The organism is Pedobacter sp. WC2501 (assembly GCF_052682415.1).
The window spans coordinates 6,130,444-6,153,490 of sequence record NZ_JBQZFI010000001.1; the positions used below are offsets into that span (position 1 = coordinate 6,130,444).

Here is a 23,047-nt window from a genome sequence, read left to right on the forward strand (position 1 = left end):
GCAGGGGTAACTTCGGAAGTCTACAAACAACAAACCCCGCAGGTTTATACCTTGGGGTTTGAAATGATATGAGTTTAGCAACCCTAAACCTTACACCTTTTACCTCTCAGCTTTCTTCACCTTAAACAATTTGAAATCCTGTTTATAGGTCAAAAAGAAGGAATGGTTAAACTGAAGTTGTTTATCGGTATGATCAAGATCGATATGCGGTTCGAAACGAACATCAAGATATAAATGCGGAATTAATTCTTTTTGGTACGCATAACGCAACGAAACAATGTTTCTTGAACTTTGCCTCAAGCCCGGACTGTACAGGTTATCTGAAACCGATTCATAAAGAGGCATACCTTTAATTGAAATAAAGTTATTGCCCTTCCAGTAAGAGGCCACTAAACTGCCCCACTTACTTTCTACCCCGGCATTTAACCATAAACCAAAACCACCTTGGTAAGCCCTTCTTTTGTCAGGAGAGAAATCTTTGTAAACGGCAATATAGTTATCAGTATATACCTTTTTAATATTGGCATTAATGTCTTTATGCAGCTTTATACCTGTTGCGCCATTAAACATGGTGGTAATTGGGATTTCTTTTAAAACATCAATTTGTCCCCCCTGGTGGAAAGCCAAAAACTGCGCAGGAATACTTAACTTCCAGTCATCATTTTTGATTAAGAAACTTTCGGTTGATAAACCACCAATAATCTCTTCTTTAGCCGGATCACCTTTGTAAATCATTTTTTGCCAGGCAATCCAGGCATCTAAGGTAAATTTCTTACGCTCAACCAATAATTGCGTTCCATATTCAATCGGCGTAGTTAAAGTTCTTTCGAAATCGTATAAAGGTTCAATATATTTATGCTGAATGTTTCCTTCTAAACTACCAAAAATTAAAGTGAGGTTACGCTTATGGTATTTTACGCTAAACAATGGTTTGGCATCAGAAATCCCGTTCCGCCCGAAATCTTTTCTGATAAAAGCACCAGCAGTAATGGCCAGATTAGGATGTGCGTAATAAACAATTTGAGGTTGCAACTGTGTTCCGTACAGGGTATAACCGTCATGAAAATCGTTGGTATACTCGTAATTACGGACGTAGTTTAAATTGTAGAAATTGAAGTGAACCTCATTAGTTAAGCTGCTATCAGGACGGATCCTGTTTTCGAAGGCTGATTGATTAAACTGTGCCGAAGCAAAATAAGAACTGAAAAGAAAAGTTATTAAGATTAAGGCCATTTTCTGACCTGTAGTTGTAAACATGAGCTTGGATTTTATCGCCCAAATTTAGAATAGTTTTTCGTTTATTTAACCGCAAAGAACGCGAAGTTTACGCAAAGGAAACAAAGTTAACATAGGCTGACCACCAAGGCACAAAGGACACAAAGTTTTTTTGACACCTTTAATTACAAACAATATTCTTTGTGCATTGGTGACTTTGTGGTTTAAAGATTATTCGCCACTTTTTTTACGATAATTTTTATACAGTTTAACTGCAATCATGATGGCCATTGCTACGCCCATTATGCCAACTAAACCGTAAATCCAGTTAATGGCGCTTTTAAGAATCACAACAAATACAATGGCAATCATAAATATAGTAGCCAATTCGCGCCATAACCTCAACTGAAAGCTAGTTAGTTTGTACTGATCGTTTTTAAGCTGTTTAACGATGTTTTGACAAATGAAATGATAAATGAGTAAGCCAACTACAAAACCTAGTTTTACCCACATCCAATCGGCTTGAAGCAGGCCTTGATTTAAAGTTAACATAGCTGCACCTGCCAAAACAGAAATAATCATGGCCGGAGTAGCTATAATTTTCCATAAAGTAGCCTCCATTTTAACAAACTGTTTTTGAAGGATACTTTTTTCAGGTTCAGGTTTATCGTTTGCTTCTGTGTGGTAAATAAAAAGACTTAAAATATAAAATAAACCAGCCATCCAGCTAATTACAAATACAATATGTACTGCTTTGAAATATTGGTAAAATTGCAATAATGTTTCGATCATTTCCGTATCTGAGGGATTATAAAAAAGGCTGAGCTGCATGATGAACGGTAATGATCTCTATTGTATCAATCTCTTTATCAAAAAAATAGATGATCCTATAATTCCCTTCTATGAGTTCACGAATGGATTCATGATCTCTTTCAGGAACAATCCTTCCCAATTCAGGCATTTCCTTTAAAATTTTAGGCTTGTTAAAAAGCCTTTTTATTAAAGCTGCAGCAAAATTATCAGAATACTGACTATGAAAATTGGCAATATTATTTAAATCATCAATGGCTATTTCAGTCCAAACTATTTTAGCCATCTTTCTAATTTTTTCTCGGCTTGCTCTTCAGAATAGATTTTTCCAGTTTTAACCTGATTCAAGCCAACATCAATCTTTTGAAGTAATAAAATTCTTTCTATCAATTCATCTGCAGAAAACTCATCTGGCATCTCTTTCAATGTGTCTATAACTTCAATCTTCTTCATTAGAAAAATTTATAATAAGTTTAGTCCTTATATATCCAAATATAACAATTTGTGATCACCGTTCAAAGTCCCTTTTGGGGATTTAGCCCTTAATACCTAAACTCTTTTACCACTTCAATGGCATACTTCACATTATCGAAAGGAATATCTGGCATAATACCATGACCTAAATTGAAGATAAATCCTTCGGTACCGCGCATACGTTCGAATAACTTATGGATCTGTGCTTTAATTACCGCTTTATCGGCATATAAAATATGTGGATCTAAATTTCCCTGAACAGCAATACCAGCTGGCAAAGCATTTTTAATGTTCAGTAAATCAGCATTCCAGTCAACAGAAATCACATCTGGTTTGGCTTCTGCCATAATCGGTGCAAAAACCGAACTTCCTTTACAGAATGAAATCACCGGAATATCTTTTCTATTTAAATTGGCAATAATTTCCTGGATATAACGATGCGAAAACTCTTGATAATCATTCCATGATAAGGCAAGCGCCCAACTATCGAAAATCTGAACAGCATTTACGCCGGCAGCAATCTGAAGGTTCAGATAGTCGGCCGTTACTTTTGCAATTTTAGCCAAAAGTTTATGCGCCAGTTCTGGTTGGTTGTGTATAAAGAGTTTGGTTAATTTAAAATCTTTAGATGAACCTCCTTCAATTAAATAACTCATTACTGTAAATGGTGCACCAGCAAAACCGATCAAAGGAATATCTCCATTTAATCTTTGCTGGATCACTTTAATGGCATCAGCTACATACTGCAATTCGTCAAGACAATCAACATTTAGGTTTTCAATATCCTGAGCTGTACGTACAGGATTTGCAAATTTAGGACCAACACCTTGCGTGAAACTTAAATCGCCTCCCATGGCCTCTCCGGTTACCAAAATATCACAGAATAAAATCGCGGCATCAATTCCCAATAAATCAACAGGTAACATAGTCACGTCGGCTGCAATTTCGGGAGTCTTACACATCTCTAAAAAAGAGTATTTGTTTTTAATTTCCCAATATTGTGGCATAAAACGACCTGCCTGACGCATCATCCACACTGGCGGGCGTTCGGTTTGTTTTGAAAATGCAGCGTCTAAAAATAAGTTATTCTTCATGATTTGTATCTGGTGTCTCACTACGCGTCATGCTGATCCGATAGCTATCGGATTTATTTCAGCATCTTTTTTTAGATCCTGAACTGAATTCAGGATGACGAATGGCTTAAATTTAATTGGGCAAAGGTATTAAATAAAAAAAAAACGAAGTACCTTTTTATTCCTAAACTGGTGCTTCGTTATTCAAAATGACAATATTAATATTATAACTTGCTTATTTCTCTTTCGATTTTAACGATAATGTCTTTCGAACGTTGCGATTCGGCAAGTTCCTTAGCCAATTTAGTATAAGCTTCGGCCTTTTCCCTGTCTTTCTTCCGCAAAGCGAGATTAGCCAAATGGATCAGCACATACGATTTCTCGTTTTTTCCGCCCACCGGAAAACGACTCGCCAACTGAAAGTGATATTCAGCCTTATCGTATTCTTCTTCCTTCAAAGCCATATTGCCTTGCATAAATTCGTAATAACCCCTTCGGCTTTTAGCTAATCGTTCTGGCTTAACCACCTCTGCCAATAAGGCTTTGGTTTTACCGAATTCGTTATTTTTGAAATGTTTCGATGCCATCAAAACTGAACTGTGCTTAAAATGGCTCCAAACAACAAAAGCAAATAACAGCCCTGAGACAGCGGATAACTGGTATTGATTGTAAAAAATACAAACCAACGCAGCCAGCACAAAAACCGCCATTAAAGCATATCTGCCTTTATTATTGTACATTAATGACTATCAGTGAATTTATAGCCTACACCACGGATGGAGTGGAAATAAACTGGATTTTTTTGATCTGGTTCGAAATACTTACGGAACGTTAAGATGAAGTTATCAATCGTTCTGGTTGATGGATAAACATCATAATTCCAAACGGTTTCTAAAATCTGCTCTCTCGAAACTGCATCATTTTTACGCTCGATCAACAGTTTCAGCAACATCGTTTCTTTTTTCGTTAAAGGAGTGATGGTACCATCATCATGTTTTAATTCGAAAGAATTAAAATAGATTGTTTTATCCCCGATTTTGTAAGAATTCAATTCTTTTAAATCGTCAGATTTTAAACTGCGTTTAACCAAAATACCCACACGAAGAATTAATTCTTCTAAGTTAAATGGTTTAACCAAATAATCGTCAGCTCCTTTTTTCAAACCTAAAACACGGTCTTCAGAAGTGTTTTTAGCTGTTAAAAACATAATCGGAACTTCTGCATTCTCTAAACGGATTGTTTCGCAAACCTGGAAACCATCCATTTCAGGCAACATTACATCTAAAATAATCAGATTGAACCGTTCTTCTTTAAAAATTTTAAGAGCGGTTTTGCCATCTTTAACGGCGTGAACTTTATAACCCTCAAGTTCGAGGTTTAATTTGATAGCATCTAACAAGTGGTCCTCGTCTTCTACCAATAGAATTCTTAATTTTTGTGACATAATTGAGATTAACTAAATGTTACTTCAAAAATACTTCCTTGAGGCAAATTGTCTTTTACTGTAATATCTGCATCATGGTATTGTAAAACCTCTTTCACAATAAACAAGCCTAAACCTGTTCCTTTCGCTTTTCTGACATTCTCGTTACCAACGCGGTAAAACTTATCAAATATCAACATTTTTTCGGCATCTGAAATACCAGGCCCTTTATCTATAACACTTAAGTGAATATGACCATCTACTTCGTTTAAATGCACATTTATCTCATCACATGGACTTGAATACTTAACTGCATTCTCAATCAAATTAGTTACAACTGACGATAAGGCAAATTTGTCACCCATTATCTGCAAATTTGGCTGAATTTGCGCACTTATTAATTGTTCGTTTCCACAAGAGTGAACCTGAAGTCGATCTGTAATTTTATAAACCAGTTCTGAAAAATTAAATTCCTCTTTCGGAAAGCTATACGAACGATTTTCAATCTTAGTGGCCAATAACATATTCTCGACCAGATCATCCAAACGCTCAATATCTTTTAACGAATTATTTAATAAGGAGATTTGACGTGCTTTATCCAAATCCCGTTTAACAATAGTTTGAATAGAAAGTTTTATGGCAGCTAAAGGTGATTTTAACTCATGAGTGATCGACATTAAAAAGTTCTGTTGCTGTTCTCTTAATTTATCTTCACGTTTTAAGGATTGATGGAGAAAGTAGCCACCAATACAAAGCAAAAATACAAATACCGATCCTTCACCCATAATCATCGTCATGCGACTGGGTTGCAAACGCACCACCAATGTTCCCCATGAAATGAGCTGAATCATCGCATAAAGCAATAATGCGTAAAATATAATTATAGATTTCTTCATTCCCTTCGGGTTGATTACACAGATGATTTGATTACACCGATTATTTTTCTCCATGGTTCGTGTCTCCACGAACCATCATAATTCATTCTATCGTGGGATAAAAAACCTTTACTTCTTAAACACCAAATCTAATGCTTCAAAAATAGCTCTTTTCGCTTTCTCCAACTCGATCTTCGTATGTGCTGAAGATACGAAACCAACTTCATATCCCGATGGGCCTAAGTAAATTCCTCTATTTAATAATTCACGGTGCATCACTTTGAATTTCTCCATGCTGCTGGCATCAATATCATCAGCAGATTGGATTTTATCCTTATCGGTAAAAGCAAACCAGAAGATAGAGCCAATGGTAAATACTTTAAATTTATAATTACGCGCGGTAGCAAAACGCTGAATACTGGCTACAAATTCCTGTGCCTTATTATTCAGGTCTTTGTAAAAACCCGATTTATTTAATTCTGTTAAAGTGGCAATTCCTGCAGCCATAGCTACCGGGTTTCCTGATAACGTTCCTGCCTGATATACACCGCCATCAGGGGAAATATGCGCCATAATTTCAGCTCGTGCACCATACATACCAACGGGTAATCCACCACCAATGATTTTGCCATAAGTAACAATATCAGGCGTAACACCATAATGTGCTGCTGCTCCTTCAAAGCCTACCCTGAAACCAGTAATTACTTCATCAAAAATTAAAAGCGAACCATTATCAGTACAAATTTTACGCAAAAAATGAATGTATTCTTCATCCTGCATAATTAAACCGTTATTCGCCGGAATTCCTTCAATAATTACCGCAGCAATCTGATCTTTAAACTGAGCAAAAGCTTGTTCGATAGCTGTTTTATCATTTAAAGGAATCACAATGGTTTCTTCAGCAAAAGATTTTGGCACACCTGCTGAGGAAGTTTCGCCAAAAGTAACCAGACCAGAACCCGCTTTAACCAAAAGCGAATCGCTATGGCCATGGTAACAACCTTCAAACTTTAAAATCTTATCCCGACTGGTAAATCCGCGTGCCAAACGTATGGCCGACATTACCGCTTCGGTACCTGAACTCGTAAAACGGATTTTCTCAACAAAACGGTTGTTTTTAATAATCAGCTCAGCCAATTCATTTTCTAAAGCCGTTGGCGCACCAAAGCTCATACCATTCTGCATCACCTCGGTAACTTTTTCACGGATTTTAGGATTGTTATGTCCTAAAATTAGTGGGCCCCAGCTACCACAGAAATCGATAAATTGATTACCGTCGGCATCCCAGATAAAGCAGCCATCACCTTTTTCGATAAAAAGTGGCGTACCATAAACAGATTTAAAAGCCCTTACCGGAGAATTTACCCCACCAGGGAAATAAGTTTTTGATTTCTCGTACAGTTCCGCGGATTTTAATCTAGAAATATCAGGTTTACTTCCTGTATTTACCGGAATATCGGCTTCGTTGCCTGAAAACATTTTCTTTAATGAATCTAACATTTTTATTAAGCTAAAAGCTGAAAGACTAAAGCTTAAAGCGAAAAGTAAAGCGCTATAAAATAGCTTTGGTCTTTTGGCTTTAAGCTTTCAGCTCAAATTACATCCAATTGTTATTTAAAATATCTTTAATGTGGTAAGTGGTAATAATGCTTGCACCTGCACGGGCGAAGGCATGCATCGTTTCCATTACTACTTTTTGTTCGTCTATCCAACCGCGTTCCGCAGCTGCTTTTACCATGGAGTATTCGCCTGATACATTGTAAACAGCAATGGGTAAATTGGTGTCCTGTTTTAACCTTTGGATGATATCCAGATAAGCTAATCCTGGTTTCACCATTAACACATCAGCGCCTTCCTGTTCATCCAGCTGCGCTTCTCGTAAAGCTTCCAGCGGGTTTCTGAAGTCCATCTGATAAGCTTTTCTATCGCCTTTGCTTGGTGCGCAATCTGCAGCCTCCCTAAACGGACCATAGTATGCTGAAGCAAATTTTGTAGCATGACTCATGATGGCGGCATTTACAAAACCGTTTTCATCTAAAAGATTACGCATAGCTTCAATCCGGCCATCCATCATATCCGATGGCGCAAACATATCAGCACCAGCTTCGGCATGCGTTAAAGCCATTTTAGCGATTACCTCTACCGTTTTATCATTTTGAACATAGTCGTTTTCTAAAATACCACAATGGCCATGACTGGTATAAGAACAAACGCAAACATCGGTAATTACATATAAATCATCACCGAATTGTTTTTTCAACTCGCGCACCGCGGTTGGCACTAAAGAATGATCATGATAAGCTGATTTTGCATCTTCAGATTTTTCGTCGCCAACGCCAAAAAGCATTATTTTGTTGAGCCCTTTTTTTATTCCAACTTCAACATCTTTTATCAAAGTATCAACCGAATAATGGTTTACACCTGGCATTGCATCAATGGCATGGGTAACATTATTGCCCGGCACAACGAAATAAGGGTATACAAACATATCTTTCGATAACCGGGTTTCGGCTACCATCTCTCTCACTAACGGATTTTTCCGTAATCTACGCGGACGATTTAACATTTTTTTTGTATCAAGTATTTAGTATCAGGATTTGAAGTATCGAGTATCAAGACCTGAATATCTTTTAATTTTTTCCTTACGGGGTGATTACACAGATTTTTGGATTTCACAGATGATTTTCCACCGAGGATAATCAGCTTTGCGCTTTAGTCTTTCTGCCTTTTACCTTACACCCTAAACCTTCTACCTTTCTACCCTCTACCTTACTTCTATTCCAAAAACCGCTTCAGCCAATCCAATTTCATCAGGTGAGTACGGCAAAGTATATTTCACGCCCATTTCATCAAACTTCTTACCTGTAGAGTTTCCTATTGCAATTACCTGCTGGCCTGGTTCTAATAAATTATCTGCGAAATATGCATCAACATTTGAAGGGCTGGTAAAAATCAGCACATCGGCATAACTTTGGTCGATATCTTCTTCGATTACAGTTTCGTAAATCGGCAGATCGATTACTTTAGCATCAGCTGGTAATGATTTCTGAATAGACTGCAACGAATCCTGTGCTCTTGGAAATAATATTTGCTGACCGCTAACCAATTTTGCAAAATCTTCAGCTACTTCAGTAATATCGCCACTTTCACCAACAAAATCAGCAACATGACTAAATTTACGTAAGGCATCTTCTGAACCTCTTCCCACCACACCAAACTTTGTTTTCTTTGGCAGTACCGGTTTTAAGTTGAAAAAATATTCAACACTGTTGCGACTACTGAAGAAAACCCAGTCTACATGTTTCAAAATAAACTGATCTAAAACAGTTACTATCGGGAACGTCCGAATTAATGAACGTCCTTCTATTTCAATATTATTATTTTCTAATGCCCTACGGAAATAACTGTGCTCACCGATTTCCCGTGAAATGAAAACCTTTGCCGGCTTCTTTCTTTCTGTATTAAATTTGCTTACAATTTTTTCGGCTAAACCTTCGGTACTTTCTGCACGCAAAAACAAACGTTCAGGAAAATGATCGGCGGTTTCGGCTTTTGAAGTCCAAATTTCGAATTTTCCGTTTTCCTTTCTGCAATAACAGCCTAAAGGCATGTGGCAGCCACCTTCAAAAAGGTTTAAAACCTTACGTTCTAAGTTTACTGTTTCCGCGGTCTCCGGATCATGCAGTTTTTGAAGTGCATCAAAAAGTTCAGTATCGTTTTCCCTGATCTGAATAGCCAAAGCGCCTTGTGCGGGAGCAGGAATAAACTCAGTGGTTTCCAATTCTTCCACATGTAAATCACTCACATCAAGATTTAAGCGCTTAACACCAGCTTTTGCAATCAGAATGGCATCGTAATCTTCATCACGGAGCTTTTGGATACGGGTGGGTACATTCCCACGGAGATCCTCAACCTCTAAATCAGGACGTAAGCCCAATAGCTGAGCTTTGCGGCGATTGGATGAAGTACCAACCATTGCGCCTTTTTTTAACGATAGCTTCTGCGAAACATCTACACAATCTTTTAAAATCAAAAGATATTCACTTGCTTCCTCTCTTGGTGGTAAAGCCGCGATAATTAATCCTTCGGGATGTGTAGTGGGTAAATCTTTAAGGCAATGTACAGCCAGATCAATTGTTCCACCCAAAAGTTCTTCTTCCAATTCTTTGGTAAAAAAGCCTTTGCCTTCCAGTTTATCTAATCTTAAATTCAGGATTTTGTCGCCCTGAGTTTTAATGATTTTTATTTCCGCTTCTATTCCAATTACAGACAATTCATTTTTTATATGATTTGCCTGCCATAAAGCCAGGTCGCTACCGCGTGTTCCAATGGTTAATTTCTTCACTATAAAGGTTAAATGAGTTGCAAATTTAATTTAATTAGTGGTTTATACCATGAATTGTTTAAAAATGAGACAGTGAGGTTACAGAAGAGATAATTTAAAGGATTTCTGTGACATTAGGAGACTAGTTTATCCTATTCGTGGTAAGATGTTACCATCTTACACTAATCCCTTTGATAGGCTAAGTCAGGTGACAATACCCGAATTCACTATCCTCCAGTATAATGATAAGAAATTCGTTATGGGAAATGCCTGGTAAAAGAAAGATCCTTCATTTCATTCAGGATGACACAACCGAAGAATGATAAAAAAGAGAAATTAAACTTGGTGTTCTTTGCGGTTAAACCTTAAGATTGGTTAACCAGGATTTCTTTAGCCATTATCATCGGAACGCTGATGTATTTTTTCTCCATGTAGTTCATAACACGTTCTAAAACTTCACGCGAGGCTTCATCCATTTGACCAATTTCATCTGCAAACACGCCATTTATGGCTGTATTTTTGATTTCTTTAATCTTCCTTGGCACTTCCTGCATTGCCAGTTCGATTCGGCGCTGTTTTAAAACAGAGAAAAATTCGGTAATGTTATTGCTAATAATTTCTTCGGCATGCACCAATTCGTTATAACGTTCCTGGATATTTTTGCGTGCCACCTCTTTCAGCGATTCGACTTCAATATAATGTACAGGATTGTTATGGATTACGGCAGGTGTAACATCGTTTGGAATGGCTAAATCTACTATTACCTTTTTGCCTTGATCGCCATTTAACAGCTTAGCGTACAACGCTTCGTTAATAATCGCCTCTGTTGAGCCCGTACAGGTAATGATCACATCAAATCCTTCATTAAAATCTTCAAGCGCTGCTAAAGGATAAGCTTTACCACCTAACTCTACGGCCAAAGATTCGGCCTTTGAAAACGTACGGTTGAAAATTGAAAAATTGGAGTATTTATGTTTGTTGAGGTATTTTGCAATATTCTGATTGGTTTCGCCCGCGCCAATAATTAAGATCCGCGAGTTGCCACACATATTTAACTCTTTTAGCTTGCGGTAGGCCAATGAAACAACAGAAACCGGATTTTTCGAAATATTGGTGTGTGTATAAACTTCTTTTGCAGTTTTAACAACACGATCCATAATCATCCGCATGTAATCGCCAGTAAAACCAGCATCCCGGCAGTTTTCGTAAGCTTTACGGATTTGTGCAAGGATTTCCTTTTCGCCAACGACCAAACTCTCTAAAGAACATGATGTTCTGAGCAAATGGTTAAAAGCTTCTTCGTTTTCGTACACCGTAACATTATCCAGGAAACGCTCCATAAATTCAGGAGGTAATCCCATGTCTAAAACAGTAAGAAACCTGGTTACAAATTCCTTGTCGGTTTTCTCTTTAGTAAGGAAAACAAACTCCACGCGGTTACAGGTTCCGATATAGAAAATTTCGCTAACGGGAAGTTCTGCCTGAACATTCTTCAACCTGCTATCTAAACTCTGATCACAAATAACTAATTTCCCTAAAGATTTCAGGTCGATGTGGTGATGCGTAAAAGCTATTACTTTTAAATATTCCAAGTGCTTCCGTTATTAACTATTATCGGGATACAAAAGTAACATGGTGAAGGCATGTGACTGTCATTAACCTGTAATTTACATCAATTTAGAACGGTTTTAAATAACAACCTTCTAAGATTAAACCGTATATCGATCATGATAAACAGACCAATTTATAAAATTTTTCTCTGTGTTTATGCCCTTTTTTACGTTCTGGCAGGATGTAACCACTTTTTATCCACTACAGTCTATTACGGCATTATGCCAAAATGGTTGCCTGCACATGGATTTTTAATTTATTTTTCCGGAGTACTAGAAATCGTTTTTGGTATTTTATTATTGATTAAGAAGACGAGAAAGCTGGCCGCTGTGCTGATTATCCTGATGTTAATTGCCTTTATGCCTGCGCATATCTACATGATCCAGAAGGCACCTTTTATATTGGGTAAAATATTGGTAACGCCGTTTATAGCGTGGGCGAGGTTACCTTTTCAGCTCTTGTTTATTGGCTGAGCATGGTATTATCATAAGAAAACAACCTGACGATGCCTTTTTTGAAAAGCAAAACCTGTATTTCATTTTCAGAGTTAGTCCCGCTATTCGTTACAATCTTTTTGTGAATGTCAGTCTGAGCCTGTCGAAGACCCACATCAAAAAGTATTTTCACGCCTATCAGGTTTAGAGAACATTGTCCTCTGATTCTATGAACGGTTTTCATAGCGCCTGCACAACAACAATATCATCAAGCCAATAAAAAACACACAACAAAATTAGATTTTGTAGGTTTATATTTTATACCAATTCCTTTAAACTATGATTACACAAAGCAATTTTAGCCTTAGCGGTGCTGACGGAAAATTAATTATCGGAGACATCACTTTTGATGAAAAAAATCCAAATACGCCCATCATACTCTTTATACATGGCTTTAAAGGTTTTAAAGATTGGGGGACTCATAATCTAGTGGCCAGGCATTTTGCCAGCAATGGTTACCGTTACATCAAGTTCAATTTATCGCATAGCGGCGTGCCGGTTGATGACCCTAAAGATGTAACCGATATGGATGCCTTTGCCAGCAATACGGTATCAAAAGAACTTTTTGATTTAAATGCGGTACTCGATTTTATTGAAAAAGCTTACGGCGCAAACACAAAAGTAAATTTGATTGGCCATAGTCGTGGCGGTGGATTATCCATCATAGCGGCTGCAAACGATTTAAGGATCAACAAACTGATTACCTGGAGTGCCATTGCCGATTTTGCCAGCCTGTGGAAAAAAGAACAGGAGGCAGAATGGAAGAAGAATGGCAAAATATTCGTCACCAATGCCCGTACCAAAGAGCAAATGCCATTAAACGTGAGTTTATTGGAAGATTTAGAGGAAAATGCAGCAGCATTAGATATTTTAGATGCAGCAAAACGGATAAACGTTCCCTGGTTAATTATCCATGGCGATGATGATGTAAATGTTCCTTTTGAAACCGCAAAGACCTTGGCAGAAGCCAATCCGGGCAGCAGGTTGGTTAAAATTGAAGGTGCTAATCATGTGTATGGTGCAACGCAGCCTTATACCAGCGAAACTTTACCACCACTATTGTTTAAGGTTTGTGAAAAGGTTTTGGTATTTTTGGGGGAAGAATAATTAAATGTTATGACTGCTTTAACCTCAGAACAAATTAAAGAAATTGCAGACACAATCGATTGCGGTTTTGTATGCCACTGGAACATTAAAAATAACAGACTGATTTTTATACCAAACGATGAGGGCTTTGATCCTGCCTACAATGATGCATGGGACGAGGATATAAAAGAGTTAAAAACAAATTCAAGTGAGTATAAGGAAATTGAAAAACCAGATTCGACTGAGTCTTTTAGATTTATGGAAGATTTCACAGATGAGCTACCCGATAATACACGGATAAAAGTTACACTAATCGAGGCACTTAATAAAAGAAAGCCTTTCAGAGAATTTAAATATGAAATAGATAATTCAGGAGATTACCGACAATTGTGGTTTGATTTTAAAAATCAAAAAATGATTGAGTATGTAAAGGACCGAATAGATTATATTATTAAATACGAAACTGATTAATGCTTCTTTTTGAATTTTAGTAGTGGTTTCATATCATTAATTATATTCTGTTCGTGTAAATATTCTGGAATTCCGTATTCTAAGGTGAGGTTAAAATGTTTAGCAATTTCGTCCAACTTTTTTGTAGTTGCTTTAATTTCTCCCTCAAACCAGTTGTTCCATGCTAACAATATAGCTTCTTTATCTTTTTCAAATCGATAAAGATCAAAGTCAATTCCTTTGTCAAAGATTCTCTCATCATATTCAGCAGTCAATACCCAACTACTCTTCTTTAAGAATTTAATCACTGCATAAAATATTTCAGTTTCAACATTTGTAGCAATTTTTATTTCCATGTTATTCAAACTTGAAGACGTTAATCATCCCCTCTCCTTACAAAATTACGCATATCACTACCACTAGGGCTTTGGAAAATTTCAAGATCAAAGTATGGTACGGCAGCCAATAAATGATCGAAGATATCGGCTGCTACTTCTTCAAATTTCTTCAGCCCTTTTTCTTTCGAGAAAACATAAATCTCGATAGGCAATCCGTTTTCTGTTGCCTGCAGTTGGCGTACCATAAAGGTTAAATCGGTATTAATATGTGGATTACTTTCGAGGTATTTCTCTGCATATACCCTAAAAGTACCAATATTAGTCATGTGGCGACCATTAACCAGATTATTGGGATTAACTGTATTTTCTGCATTATACTGCTCAATAAATTGCTGCGTTTCTTTCAGGTAATCTTTCAGAAAGTCTATGCTTTGCAACCTTCCAATCAATTCATCGTCGCAGAATTTAATACTCGAAATTTTAATATTGATGTGTCGTTTGATCCTCCTACCCTCACTTTCTTCCATGGCACGCCAGTTCTTAAAAGATTCACTTACAATGGCATAACTGGGCACAATAGTTACCGTTTTATCCCAGTTTCGCACCTTAATAGTGGTTAAATTAATTTCAGTTACTTCACCGTCGGCGCCATATTTTTCTACCGTAATCCAATCGCCTACCCTAACCAGATCGATGGCGCTCATCTGTACCGAAGCTACAAAACCTAAAATCGGATCTCTGAAAACCAGAATAAAAACTGCAGTAACTGCTCCAAAACCACCAAATACATACAGGGGTGATTCACCTAGAATAATTGATAGAATTAACACGAAACCAACAATATAAAACACAATTTTGGCTACCTGTTTGTAACTCCTTATGGGCTTATCGGCATATTTCTTTGATGATTCCATGATGGATACCAAAGCATTCAGAAATGCATTTACAGCAAACATTACGGCTAAAACCATGTAAATTTTAGCAAATATTAAAGCATAAAATAACCCGTTTTTAAAATCGATAAAAAGATAAGGAACAACATTGTGAATAATGTATGCTCCAAATATTAGGGCAAATGCCCTAAAAACCCTAAACTCGAACAACGCATTTTGCCAATCGGATTTGGTTTTTGCACTTTTTACCACCCCTATAAAAAGCTGTCGGGTTAAAAATATAGTAATGTATAGAAATAAAATAACACCAAGCAGCCCAATAAAAAAGTAAGAATACATGAGTTCGCTACCGGCAAGGCCTTTGCCAGCGAGCAAGTTTCTAAGTTCACTAAACAGGTATTGAAACTCGGGGATATTCATCAAGGCAATTTAGTATTTATTGGTCATAAAATTTAATGGTGATCTGGTTTTTGTCATTCTGAATGCAATGAAAGAATCTGCTAAATCTTCGGTCTGTGTCCCCACAGGCCAAAAATAAACGAGTAATTATAATTGTGATCTGTGGGGACACAGACCACGGAATAAGAATATTGCTGCTGTTAAACCGTGCTAGTATTAATAATGGCAGTAGTTTGTAAGTCAGTCGGTGCTACCAGGATATAGATTCTTCGCTTCGCTCAGAATGACAGTATAGTGGTTTGTGGGGACACAAACCACGGCGCGCAGTATTAATTATTAACCTTCTCTACCCAGTTCCCATCACCTTTAATGATATCGATCAGTTCATCCAAAGCATAAGCCGTAGTTACATTTTTCTTGACCACCTCTTTACCACGGTATAAAGTAATTTTATCAGGTCCAGTACCCACATAACCATAATCGGCATCGGCCATTTCGCCGGGGCCATTAACAATACAGCCCATAATACCAATTTTAATTCCTTTTAAATGATCGGTACGCGATCGGATGAGTTGTGTGGTTTCTTGTAGATCGAAAAGTGTTCTTCCACAACTTGGGCAAGAAATATATTCCGTTTTACTGATCCTTGTACGGGTAGCCTGTAAAATCCCGAAACTGGTCGAGTTGATCAACGAAAGATTTTGTCCTTTTGCATCAATCCATACCCCATCGCCAAAACCATCAGTAAATAAAGCACCAAGATCGGTTGCGGCGTATAGCATTAAATGATCAGCATCTGCATCCTGGTATGTTCTTTTAATAATAACGGGAATCTGAATGTTTTTCTCCTGTAAAGCAACAAAAAATGCCCTTTGTTCCGCCATGCCATGTGCTGCAGAAGTCTCTAGGACTAAAACAACTGTACTGTCCAATTGTGGAATTGTTGTATTGTTAAAATGTTTTGAATCAATTTGTAAAAAATTCAAAAATTCATCTTTAACATCTGCAGAACCATATTCTGCAATTGTAAATAAAGGATGGCAATTGTTTCTATCGTTAAGTTTTAACCAGGTTTGATAATTATAAACCTGTTTTAAATTACCTGGGAAAGAGAAAGATGGCAGGTTATCTCCTAAATAAGCTAAATCGCAAGCCTGATCGGCCAAGTTATACTTATCTAGACCTGCGCTGTAATTGTAACCAACCGAACTTAAGAAATAGGGATCTTTTAAATTTTCTTTCGAAACATCAATCATCACTACCGGATGGTGATGCCCGCCAATATGTTGTACAGGAGTGGTAACGCGGCGGTTGTATTCGTAGGGACTATAAGTTGGGAGTTGAGCGTTGGGAGTTGGGAGTTTTGCATGCGACTCAAAACTCTGAACTCCAAGCTCCAAACCCCTTTTTGAGTATCGGTCTGCCAAAGCTTTAGCTACGGGTGCTTCAAATTCAGGATCTTCGGTTAGGGAAACACGGATGGTATCGCCCAAACCATCTTCTAATAGAGTACCAATGCCAACGGCCGATTTAATACGGCCATCTTCTCCATCACCAGCTTCAGTAACACCTAAATGCAAAGGATAATTCATCCCTTCTTTAGCCATGGTTTCTACCAATAAACGATATGCCTGCACCATCACCTGGGTATTGCTGGCTTTCATCGAGATCACCAGGTTATAATAATTCTGGTCTTCGCACATGCGGATAAATTCCATTGCCGATTCTACCATTCCTCTCGGGGTATCACCGTAATGGCTCATAATCCTGTCAGATAGTGAACCATGATTGGTACCGATGCGCATGGCCGTACCATACTCTTTACAGATTTTTACTAAAGGGATAAACTTTTTATAAATCCTGGCCAGCTCTGCATTATAAGCATCCTGTGTATATTCTATATTTTCGAATTTCTTTTTATCGGCGTAATTACCGGGGTTAACACGCACCTTTTCTACAATTCGGGCGGCCATTTCGGCAGCATTTGGTGTAAAATGGATATCGGCAATTAGCGGCACATTATATCCGCGGAAACGCAGTTCTTTTTTAATATTGGCAAGATTTTCGGCTTCTTTAATGCTCGGCGCAGTAATACGCACATATTCGCAACCCGATTCTACCATACGGATCGTCTGTTCTACAGTACCCAAAGTATCCATGGTATCGGTGGTCGTCATGGATTGAATACGGATCGGGTTGTGCCCTCCCAATGCAATATCACCAATATTTACTTCCCGGGTTAAATACCTCGAATAAGTGGTTAAACTGTTGCAATATCCGCCAGCCAGATCATGTTTTGCCAATATATTTTCCATCTGTTTGCAAAGATAAGGATTGTTGGAATGTTTTAAGTTGGAATGTTGTAAAAGATGCTGGTTAGCAAAGTCAAAAACTCTTACCTGTAACAGATATTACTGGTTTAAAAAAGTGAGTACCTCATTATTAAATTCGGAAACCTTTTCTACAGGCACATAGTGTGAAGCGCCCTTAAAAATAAAAAGTTGCGATTTAGGAATATTAGCAGCTATAAACTTGGTGTGCTTTTCTAAAATCATATCTTTTTCGCCTGCCATTACCAACACCGGAGCTTTAATCTTTTTTAGATCTAAAGCCGTAAGATGTGGCTCCGTTAATAACATGGTAAATAATTTAGCCTGATACTTTGACTGAGCATCTAATTTCGTTTTTAAGCTTTCAATAGCCTTGCGAACTTCTTCTAATGTGCTGGTTGAAACGGCATCATTTGGATTTGTACAGACACCGGTAACGGCGAGTTTATTTATGTATTTGGGGTATTTAGCAGCCATAATCAATCCCGTATTTCCACCATCGCTCCAGCCTAAAATATTCGTTTTATTGATATGCAGAGAATCTAGCAGGGTTTTCATATCTTCAGCATACAGGTCATAGGAAAGTGGACCTGTACTAGAATCAGTGCTTTTCCCCTGTCCTCGGGTATCTACTGCAATAACTTTATATTTTTTTGAGAACGCTTTTATCTGTTTTTTAAAAACACTGATGGATTGGCTGTTTCCATGTAGTAGTAAAAGTGGCTCGCCTTTCCCATAGATTTCATAATATAATTCGGCATCTTTCACTTTCACCCTACCTGACGCGGTAATATTGGCACCATAATTAATGGGCTTTGGAGGATTGGGGTTATAACCGGTCTTAATTTTCGCCTGGCTGATATCTATCCCGTCAATCAATACCTGAACATCATCAATCCACATCTTACCTGGACCATATAACAAAGGAAAAAGATTAATTGTTGTAGCCTCTTTTTGAAGCGGCAATTTAAGGCTATATTGCTTCCAGTTTTGTGTTCCGTATATCCTCTTCGCTAGTAGATTGGTAAATTGTAACTTGTCATTATCCTCATCATCAATTCTAAATGGAAAATCTGCATGGCCGGTAACATGCTCTAATTTAAGATAAAATCTGATTTCTACTTCCTTCCCATCAAATTTTGCAGGAATAATTAAGCTAGACATGGCATAATTTGATTCAACATCTTGGGCAATATTTTCTATCAACAAGGAGTATTTGCCTGTATATTTTTGGGTTGAATCGATTTCAACCTTATATCCACTTTTGGTTGTTCCCGTATTCCATCCAACAGAAGACTTAGAACTAGGGATTATTTTTTCGAAACCTAAATTATATTCATCCTTAACAGGTTTTAACGAATCTGATGATGTTTGGCAAAAAGAACTAAATTGATAAAAAGCAAAAACAGCGGTGAGAAATATACGTAGCATATTAGATTAATTTTACTAAAACTAATCAATAGAATAATAGCTTAATTCATATTTAACATCTTTTAACTGAAAGCAGAAATTGAAATTGGGCTATTTTTTTTTAACGGTGGGTGGGTTTGGCATCATTGCACAGGCCTAAGTTTCATAAACGGGATGGAAGCGGCATCCTTTGGCTGTCAGCTTGAGGGTTAATTAATTGTTTAAAATCAATATGAGTGACATATAATTTTCTTCTCTTGTCCCAGGGCGCGGTCTTGCCTCGGCTCGCCGCCGCCGAAGGGCTCTTTCTTTTTGGCATCAAAAAGAAACAAAAACTGCCGGCTGAAAATTTTTCTTTTGAAGCAAGTTGTGAGGCCAGAACAGTGCAGCCCGAAAAATTTGTTAGGCCGGATTTAAGTAGAACGGGGATATCGTGCTACGGCCTAGCTGGGCGGAAATGCTAAAGCAATTAAAATGTTGATTAATAATGATTTGCAAAATAACGTCAATGATAGCATAGTCGAAGGACAGCAAAAGATATAGCATACAGCCCGGGTAACGAAAACAGATGCATTAACCAAGCTTTTCCAATTAAATTAGCCTGTCTTTTATTACTAAAGTATTTGCGGCTATATCATGCCAGCATTGGTTTTTCTTATTAAGAAAACTGTATAGATAGCCAAAGAAAACAGGAATTACCGATAATATTTTAGAAAAATTCCTGACCAAGGAAATACCGAAAGAAACCTGGCTTCCTTCTAAATCAGTTACTTTAATATTGAGGAGTTTTTTACCAATGGTGGCCTGACTGGCTGACGCCTCTGCAATACTGCCATAAATGAGTTTAATGATAAATATGGATGGGAATGGGATCAGAAAAGCCATAATCCGCTGATCTTTACCTTCAATAAAAATATAGCTCGTTAAAATAATGATGCTATATATTCCAAAAATAATAAAATGATCAATTACTGATGCTAACAGTCTTTGATCAAAAGCGGCGAAATATTGCGGTGCAGTTTTTTGATAGCTAAAACCTAAAAGCTCACGCAATTCGGGAATTGCATGAGCTTCTTTATAATCGTCCATTCCGGGCTTACGTATAAAAGTATTTGCTGTGATGTTTAAATCTTTCAGTTCGCTTAAATTATACGAGCCTTGAGGCTTACCATTAATTACAACTATATATACTTTTTCTTTATCAGGATTCATTGGATTATAAGATTTCAAGATCAGCGTTTTATAAAAGTTAGACCGACTAAAGCCTTACACCCTCCACCTTAAAACCTTCTGCCTTTATATCAGGATTCATTAGAAAGGATCAGGATTGTTTGGATTTTACGATTGCAGGATCAAAGCCCTATTAAGACTCCAGGTAGCGAAGTCTAAGCCTTACGCCCTCCACCTTAAAACCTTCTACCTTCCTAATATCTGCTTACTTCAAAGTTACTCAATCCGCCATCTAAATTGATAAAGATTTTTTTGGTTGAGCTTTTATAATTTGAGGTCTCGTAAACTCCATCGCTCAATTTCTCAAATCCGTCGAAATCTTTAGCTGATAAACCTGTTTTGGTTCTAATCCTGCAGCCTGAGTTAGTAGGAACTTTGATTTTAACATCAGCTACACCCGATTTTACGATTACATCGGTTATTGGCAATAAATCTCCGAACGTAATATCAAGAGCTGCAGCCCCACCATCAAATCGAAAAGTACGTACTTTGTAATTGGCAAAGTCAAAGTTTGCTTCGCCAGCCCCCAGTTTCATCAATATATCCCAGTTGGCTTCTTTATTTAATTTGAAGTTAACATCGTTACCACCATCACCAAAATTCCATTTATTCTTTTTATCGTCCATTTGGAAAGTAAGCACGGTAGCACTATCAGTAAGGACTTTCTTTAAAGAAAAGTTGCCATGTTTTTTCTTTACATCTGCATTGATCAACTCAGCTGTTTCACCATCAAGATTAAAAGAGATGCCACCTCCGGAAATATTTAATACCGTTTTTTTTGCATTATCTGTAGCTACAAATGGCTCAGACAAACTTAAGTGATTATATGACGTGTCGTTATCATTATCATCGTCGTTCTCATCATCATCGTTGTGATCGATATTTACGTCAATATCCTTTTTGAAATGACGTCCCCACCAATTCCCATGTTCTGGCACCTGCTGACCTTTATAAAAAAGAAACGACAGGGCCACCACTAAAACACCAATAGAAATGATGCTGCCAGTTTGCGAATTGTTTTTATTAAACAGGATATTTAAGCCTGCTATAATTAAGAATACCGGCCAAAAGCTCCAAACGTTGCGCCAATAAAAAGTGATTACACCAAAGTTTTCGAGTAGAAGTACACCGCCAATAAAAAGCAGGATAATACCCCAGATTAATCTATCTAATTTCATTTTAATTATACTTGAGGGTTAGCGGATGTTGAATTATCATCTTTGTTAACTGGTGTTGCAGGTTCATTTTCTGCAATGGTTTCAGAAAAATCAGCTGCTTTTTGTTGCTCAGCTTCCTGTTGGTGCTGAAAAGCCGCCCAATCGTTCTTTCTTTTTGATTTAGCTATAATACTTATGCCTAAAGCAATAAATATTAACGGCCACATGTACTTGAATAAGTTGCGGATACTAAACCAATCAGGGATAAAATCCATTTCGCGCATCAGGAAAAAACATCCTACTACGAGCAACACCAATCCGCCTATAGTACGACCAGTATCATTAGATTTATTGAATTTTTCGAAATTTGGCTGTGTTTCAAAAGGTGTTTTCTGTGTACCGTCGACAGGTTGTGTCCAATTCTGATTTCCCTGATTAGCAGGTCCTGCAAAAGGATCGGCTGTTCCAAATGGTTGTGGATTTGGGTTTTTAGTACCGAAGTAATCATTAAATTTCGAGAATCTTGCCGCCGGATCGTTATTAACCGGAACAATAATCCACATGATAATATAGGCAATCAAGCCACCTCCAGCCATAAATATTGCCGATAATGCAAACAATAACCTAATTATGGTAACCTCAACCTGCATGTAATCTGCAAGTCCCGAAGCTACACCAGCAATCATCTTATCGTATTCGTTTCTAAAAAGCTTCTTTTCCATAACGTTGTTCATTTTTGTGTTTAAAAATCAAGCGGAGTAATCAAAACCTCATCTACATTTACCCCTTTACTTAAGTTTAAAATGGTAAACAAAGTTTCTGCAATATCTTCTGGCTGTACAAATTTTTCATCCGGAATTGTTGTTCCCTCCCAGGATGAAGTTTTAGTAGAGCCGGGCAAAAATGCAGTTACTTTAACATTGTGAGATGCTAACTCTTGCCGCAATACATGATTAAGACTTAACATCGCTGCTTTTGTTACACTATAACTGCCTCCATTTTTTACAGGTACTTTACTAGCAACTGAACAGATGTTGAATATATGGCCTCGCTGGGCTGAACGCATTTTTTTTCCAAAAAACTTACTGATGTAATAACAGGCATTTGTGTTTAAGTGCTGTTGCTTTTCGAAGGTTTCGTCATCCTCATCTAGCATGCTGCCAGGCAAAAAGATCCCCACGTTGTTTACTAAAACAGTTACGTGATCAAAATCTACATCGGTCGAGTTTAAAAAAGCATACACTTCTTCTTTAACCGAACAATCTGCCACATGGGTAAAAATAGCATTCCCATAAGGGGTTAGGTCTTCCCGAAGCATTGAGAGTTCATCTAAACCCCTCGCTACCAAAACTAAGTCGTACCCGTTCTGGGCAAATTTAGTCGCAATGGCTCTGCCAATTCCTTTGGTTGCACCCGTAATTACAGCTTTCATTATTTATGGTTTAATTTTTGTTA

23 protein-coding genes are annotated in these 23,047 nt (G+C 37.5%); 3 read left to right on the top strand and 20 right to left on the bottom strand.

The genetic code is table 11. The features are described 5' to 3' along the window. Nucleotides 1-99: 99 nt before the first annotated feature. The 12 genes from ACUN24_RS25580 to hemA form a co-directional block, all read right to left on the bottom strand. The gene (locus ACUN24_RS25580) at nt 100-1,257 is read right to left on the bottom strand and encodes a hypothetical protein (protein ID WP_445565042.1); all 1,158 of its coding nucleotides are present in this window, start codon (nt 1,255-1,257) and stop codon (nt 100-102) included. A 189-nt stretch (nt 1,258-1,446) separates the two neighbouring features. Continuing rightward, entirely contained in the window at nt 1,447-2,007 is a 561-nt protein-coding gene (locus ACUN24_RS25585; protein WP_445565043.1) for a CopD family protein, read from the bottom strand. Between the two features lie 16 nt (nt 2,008-2,023). Beyond that, complete coding sequence (locus ACUN24_RS25590) at nt 2,024-2,311, bottom strand: type II toxin-antitoxin system RelE/ParE family toxin (protein ID WP_445565044.1); 288 nt, start codon at nt 2,309-2,311, stop codon at nt 2,024-2,026. Further along, a complete protein-coding gene (locus ACUN24_RS25595; protein ID WP_445565045.1) occupies nt 2,299-2,478 on the bottom strand; it encodes a hypothetical protein in 180 nt (59 codons plus the stop codon). Before ACUN24_RS25595 ends, ACUN24_RS25590 begins: the two co-directional genes overlap by 13 nt. Before the next feature lie 89 nt (nt 2,479-2,567). Next, on the bottom strand, nt 2,568-3,593 hold the full coding sequence (hemE, locus tag ACUN24_RS25600) for a uroporphyrinogen decarboxylase (protein WP_121283714.1): 1,026 nt from the start codon (nt 3,591-3,593) through the stop codon (nt 2,568-2,570). A gap of 203 nt (nt 3,594-3,796) precedes the next feature. After that, nucleotides 3,797-4,312: a hypothetical protein gene (locus tag ACUN24_RS25605; protein WP_445565046.1), complete on the bottom strand. Its 516-nt coding sequence runs from the start codon at nt 4,310-4,312 to the stop codon at nt 3,797-3,799. Then, nucleotides 4,312-5,016 carry a response regulator transcription factor gene (locus ACUN24_RS25610; protein WP_025146905.1) on the bottom strand — a complete coding sequence of 235 codons (705 nt, stop codon included), beginning with the start codon at nt 5,014-5,016 and terminating at the stop codon, nt 4,312-4,314. Before ACUN24_RS25610 ends, ACUN24_RS25605 begins: the two co-directional genes overlap by 1 nt. Before the next feature lie 8 nt (nt 5,017-5,024). Then, on the bottom strand, nt 5,025-5,891 hold the full coding sequence (locus tag ACUN24_RS25615) for a sensor histidine kinase (RefSeq protein ID WP_445565047.1): 867 nt from the start codon (nt 5,889-5,891) through the stop codon (nt 5,025-5,027). Between the two features lie 108 nt (nt 5,892-5,999). Beyond that, a complete protein-coding gene (gene hemL / locus ACUN24_RS25620) occupies nt 6,000-7,370 on the bottom strand; it encodes a glutamate-1-semialdehyde 2,1-aminomutase (RefSeq protein WP_445565048.1) in 1,371 nt (456 codons plus the stop codon). 97 nt (nt 7,371-7,467) lie between these two features. Further along, a complete protein-coding gene (hemB, locus tag ACUN24_RS25625; protein WP_445565049.1) occupies nt 7,468-8,436 on the bottom strand; it encodes a porphobilinogen synthase in 969 nt (322 codons plus the stop codon). A 198-nt stretch (nt 8,437-8,634) separates the two neighbouring features. After that, nucleotides 8,635-10,215: a hydroxymethylbilane synthase gene (hemC, locus tag ACUN24_RS25630; protein WP_445565050.1), complete on the bottom strand. Its 1,581-nt coding sequence runs from the start codon at nt 10,213-10,215 to the stop codon at nt 8,635-8,637. A 344-nt stretch (nt 10,216-10,559) separates the two neighbouring features. Beyond that, nucleotides 10,560-11,786 carry a glutamyl-tRNA reductase gene (hemA, locus tag ACUN24_RS25635; RefSeq protein ID WP_445565051.1) on the bottom strand — a complete coding sequence of 409 codons (1,227 nt, stop codon included), beginning with the start codon at nt 11,784-11,786 and terminating at the stop codon, nt 10,560-10,562. Nucleotides 11,787-11,921: 135 nt separating this feature from the next. On the opposite strand from hemA, the gene ACUN24_RS25640 reads away from it, so the two are divergent. The 3 genes from ACUN24_RS25640 to ACUN24_RS25650 all read left to right on the top strand — a co-directional run bounded on the left by ACUN24_RS25640 (nt 11,922) and on the right by ACUN24_RS25650 (nt 13,856). Next, the gene (locus ACUN24_RS25640) at nt 11,922-12,278 is read left to right on the top strand and encodes a DoxX family protein (protein WP_445565052.1); all 357 of its coding nucleotides are present in this window, start codon (nt 11,922-11,924) and stop codon (nt 12,276-12,278) included. A 300-nt stretch (nt 12,279-12,578) separates the two neighbouring features. After that, nucleotides 12,579-13,406: an alpha/beta hydrolase family protein gene (locus ACUN24_RS25645; RefSeq protein ID WP_445565053.1), complete on the top strand. Its 828-nt coding sequence runs from the start codon at nt 12,579-12,581 to the stop codon at nt 13,404-13,406. A gap of 9 nt (nt 13,407-13,415) precedes the next feature. Beyond that, on the top strand, nt 13,416-13,856 hold the full coding sequence (locus ACUN24_RS25650) for a UPF0158 family protein (protein ID WP_445565054.1): 441 nt from the start codon (nt 13,416-13,418) through the stop codon (nt 13,854-13,856). Here the strand turns inward: ACUN24_RS25650 and ACUN24_RS25655 are convergent. The 8 genes from ACUN24_RS25655 to ACUN24_RS25690 form a co-directional block, all read right to left on the bottom strand. Next, complete coding sequence (locus ACUN24_RS25655) at nt 13,853-14,191, bottom strand: hypothetical protein (protein WP_445565055.1); 339 nt, start codon at nt 14,189-14,191, stop codon at nt 13,853-13,855. The genes ACUN24_RS25650 and ACUN24_RS25655 overlap by 4 nt on opposite strands. Nucleotides 14,192-14,211: 20 nt before the next feature. Then, a complete protein-coding gene (locus ACUN24_RS25660) occupies nt 14,212-15,486 on the bottom strand; it encodes a mechanosensitive ion channel family protein (RefSeq protein WP_445565056.1) in 1,275 nt (424 codons plus the stop codon). A 308-nt stretch (nt 15,487-15,794) separates the two neighbouring features. After that, entirely contained in the window at nt 15,795-17,780 is a 1,986-nt protein-coding gene (gene ispG / locus ACUN24_RS25665; protein ID WP_445565057.1) for a (E)-4-hydroxy-3-methylbut-2-enyl-diphosphate synthase, read from the bottom strand. 96 nt (nt 17,781-17,876) lie between these two features. Further along, nucleotides 17,877-19,226, bottom strand: a complete 1,350-nt coding sequence (locus ACUN24_RS25670) for an alpha/beta fold hydrolase (RefSeq protein ID WP_445565058.1) — start codon at nt 19,224-19,226, stop codon at nt 17,877-17,879. Nucleotides 19,227-19,796: 570 nt separating this feature from the next. Next, nucleotides 19,797-20,435, bottom strand: a complete 639-nt coding sequence (locus ACUN24_RS25675; protein ID WP_445565059.1) for an RDD family protein — start codon at nt 20,433-20,435, stop codon at nt 19,797-19,799. A 194-nt stretch (nt 20,436-20,629) separates the two neighbouring features. After that, complete coding sequence (locus ACUN24_RS25680; RefSeq protein WP_445565060.1) at nt 20,630-21,613, bottom strand: LiaF transmembrane domain-containing protein; 984 nt, start codon at nt 21,611-21,613, stop codon at nt 20,630-20,632. 5 nt (nt 21,614-21,618) lie between these two features. Further along, nucleotides 21,619-22,314, bottom strand: a complete 696-nt coding sequence (locus ACUN24_RS25685; RefSeq protein WP_445565061.1) for a PspC domain-containing protein — start codon at nt 22,312-22,314, stop codon at nt 21,619-21,621. A gap of 20 nt (nt 22,315-22,334) precedes the next feature. Further along, nucleotides 22,335-23,024, bottom strand: coding sequence for an SDR family oxidoreductase (locus ACUN24_RS25690; protein WP_445565062.1), 690 nt, complete (start codon nt 23,022-23,024; stop codon nt 22,335-22,337). Nucleotides 23,025-23,047: the final 23 nt, after the last annotated feature.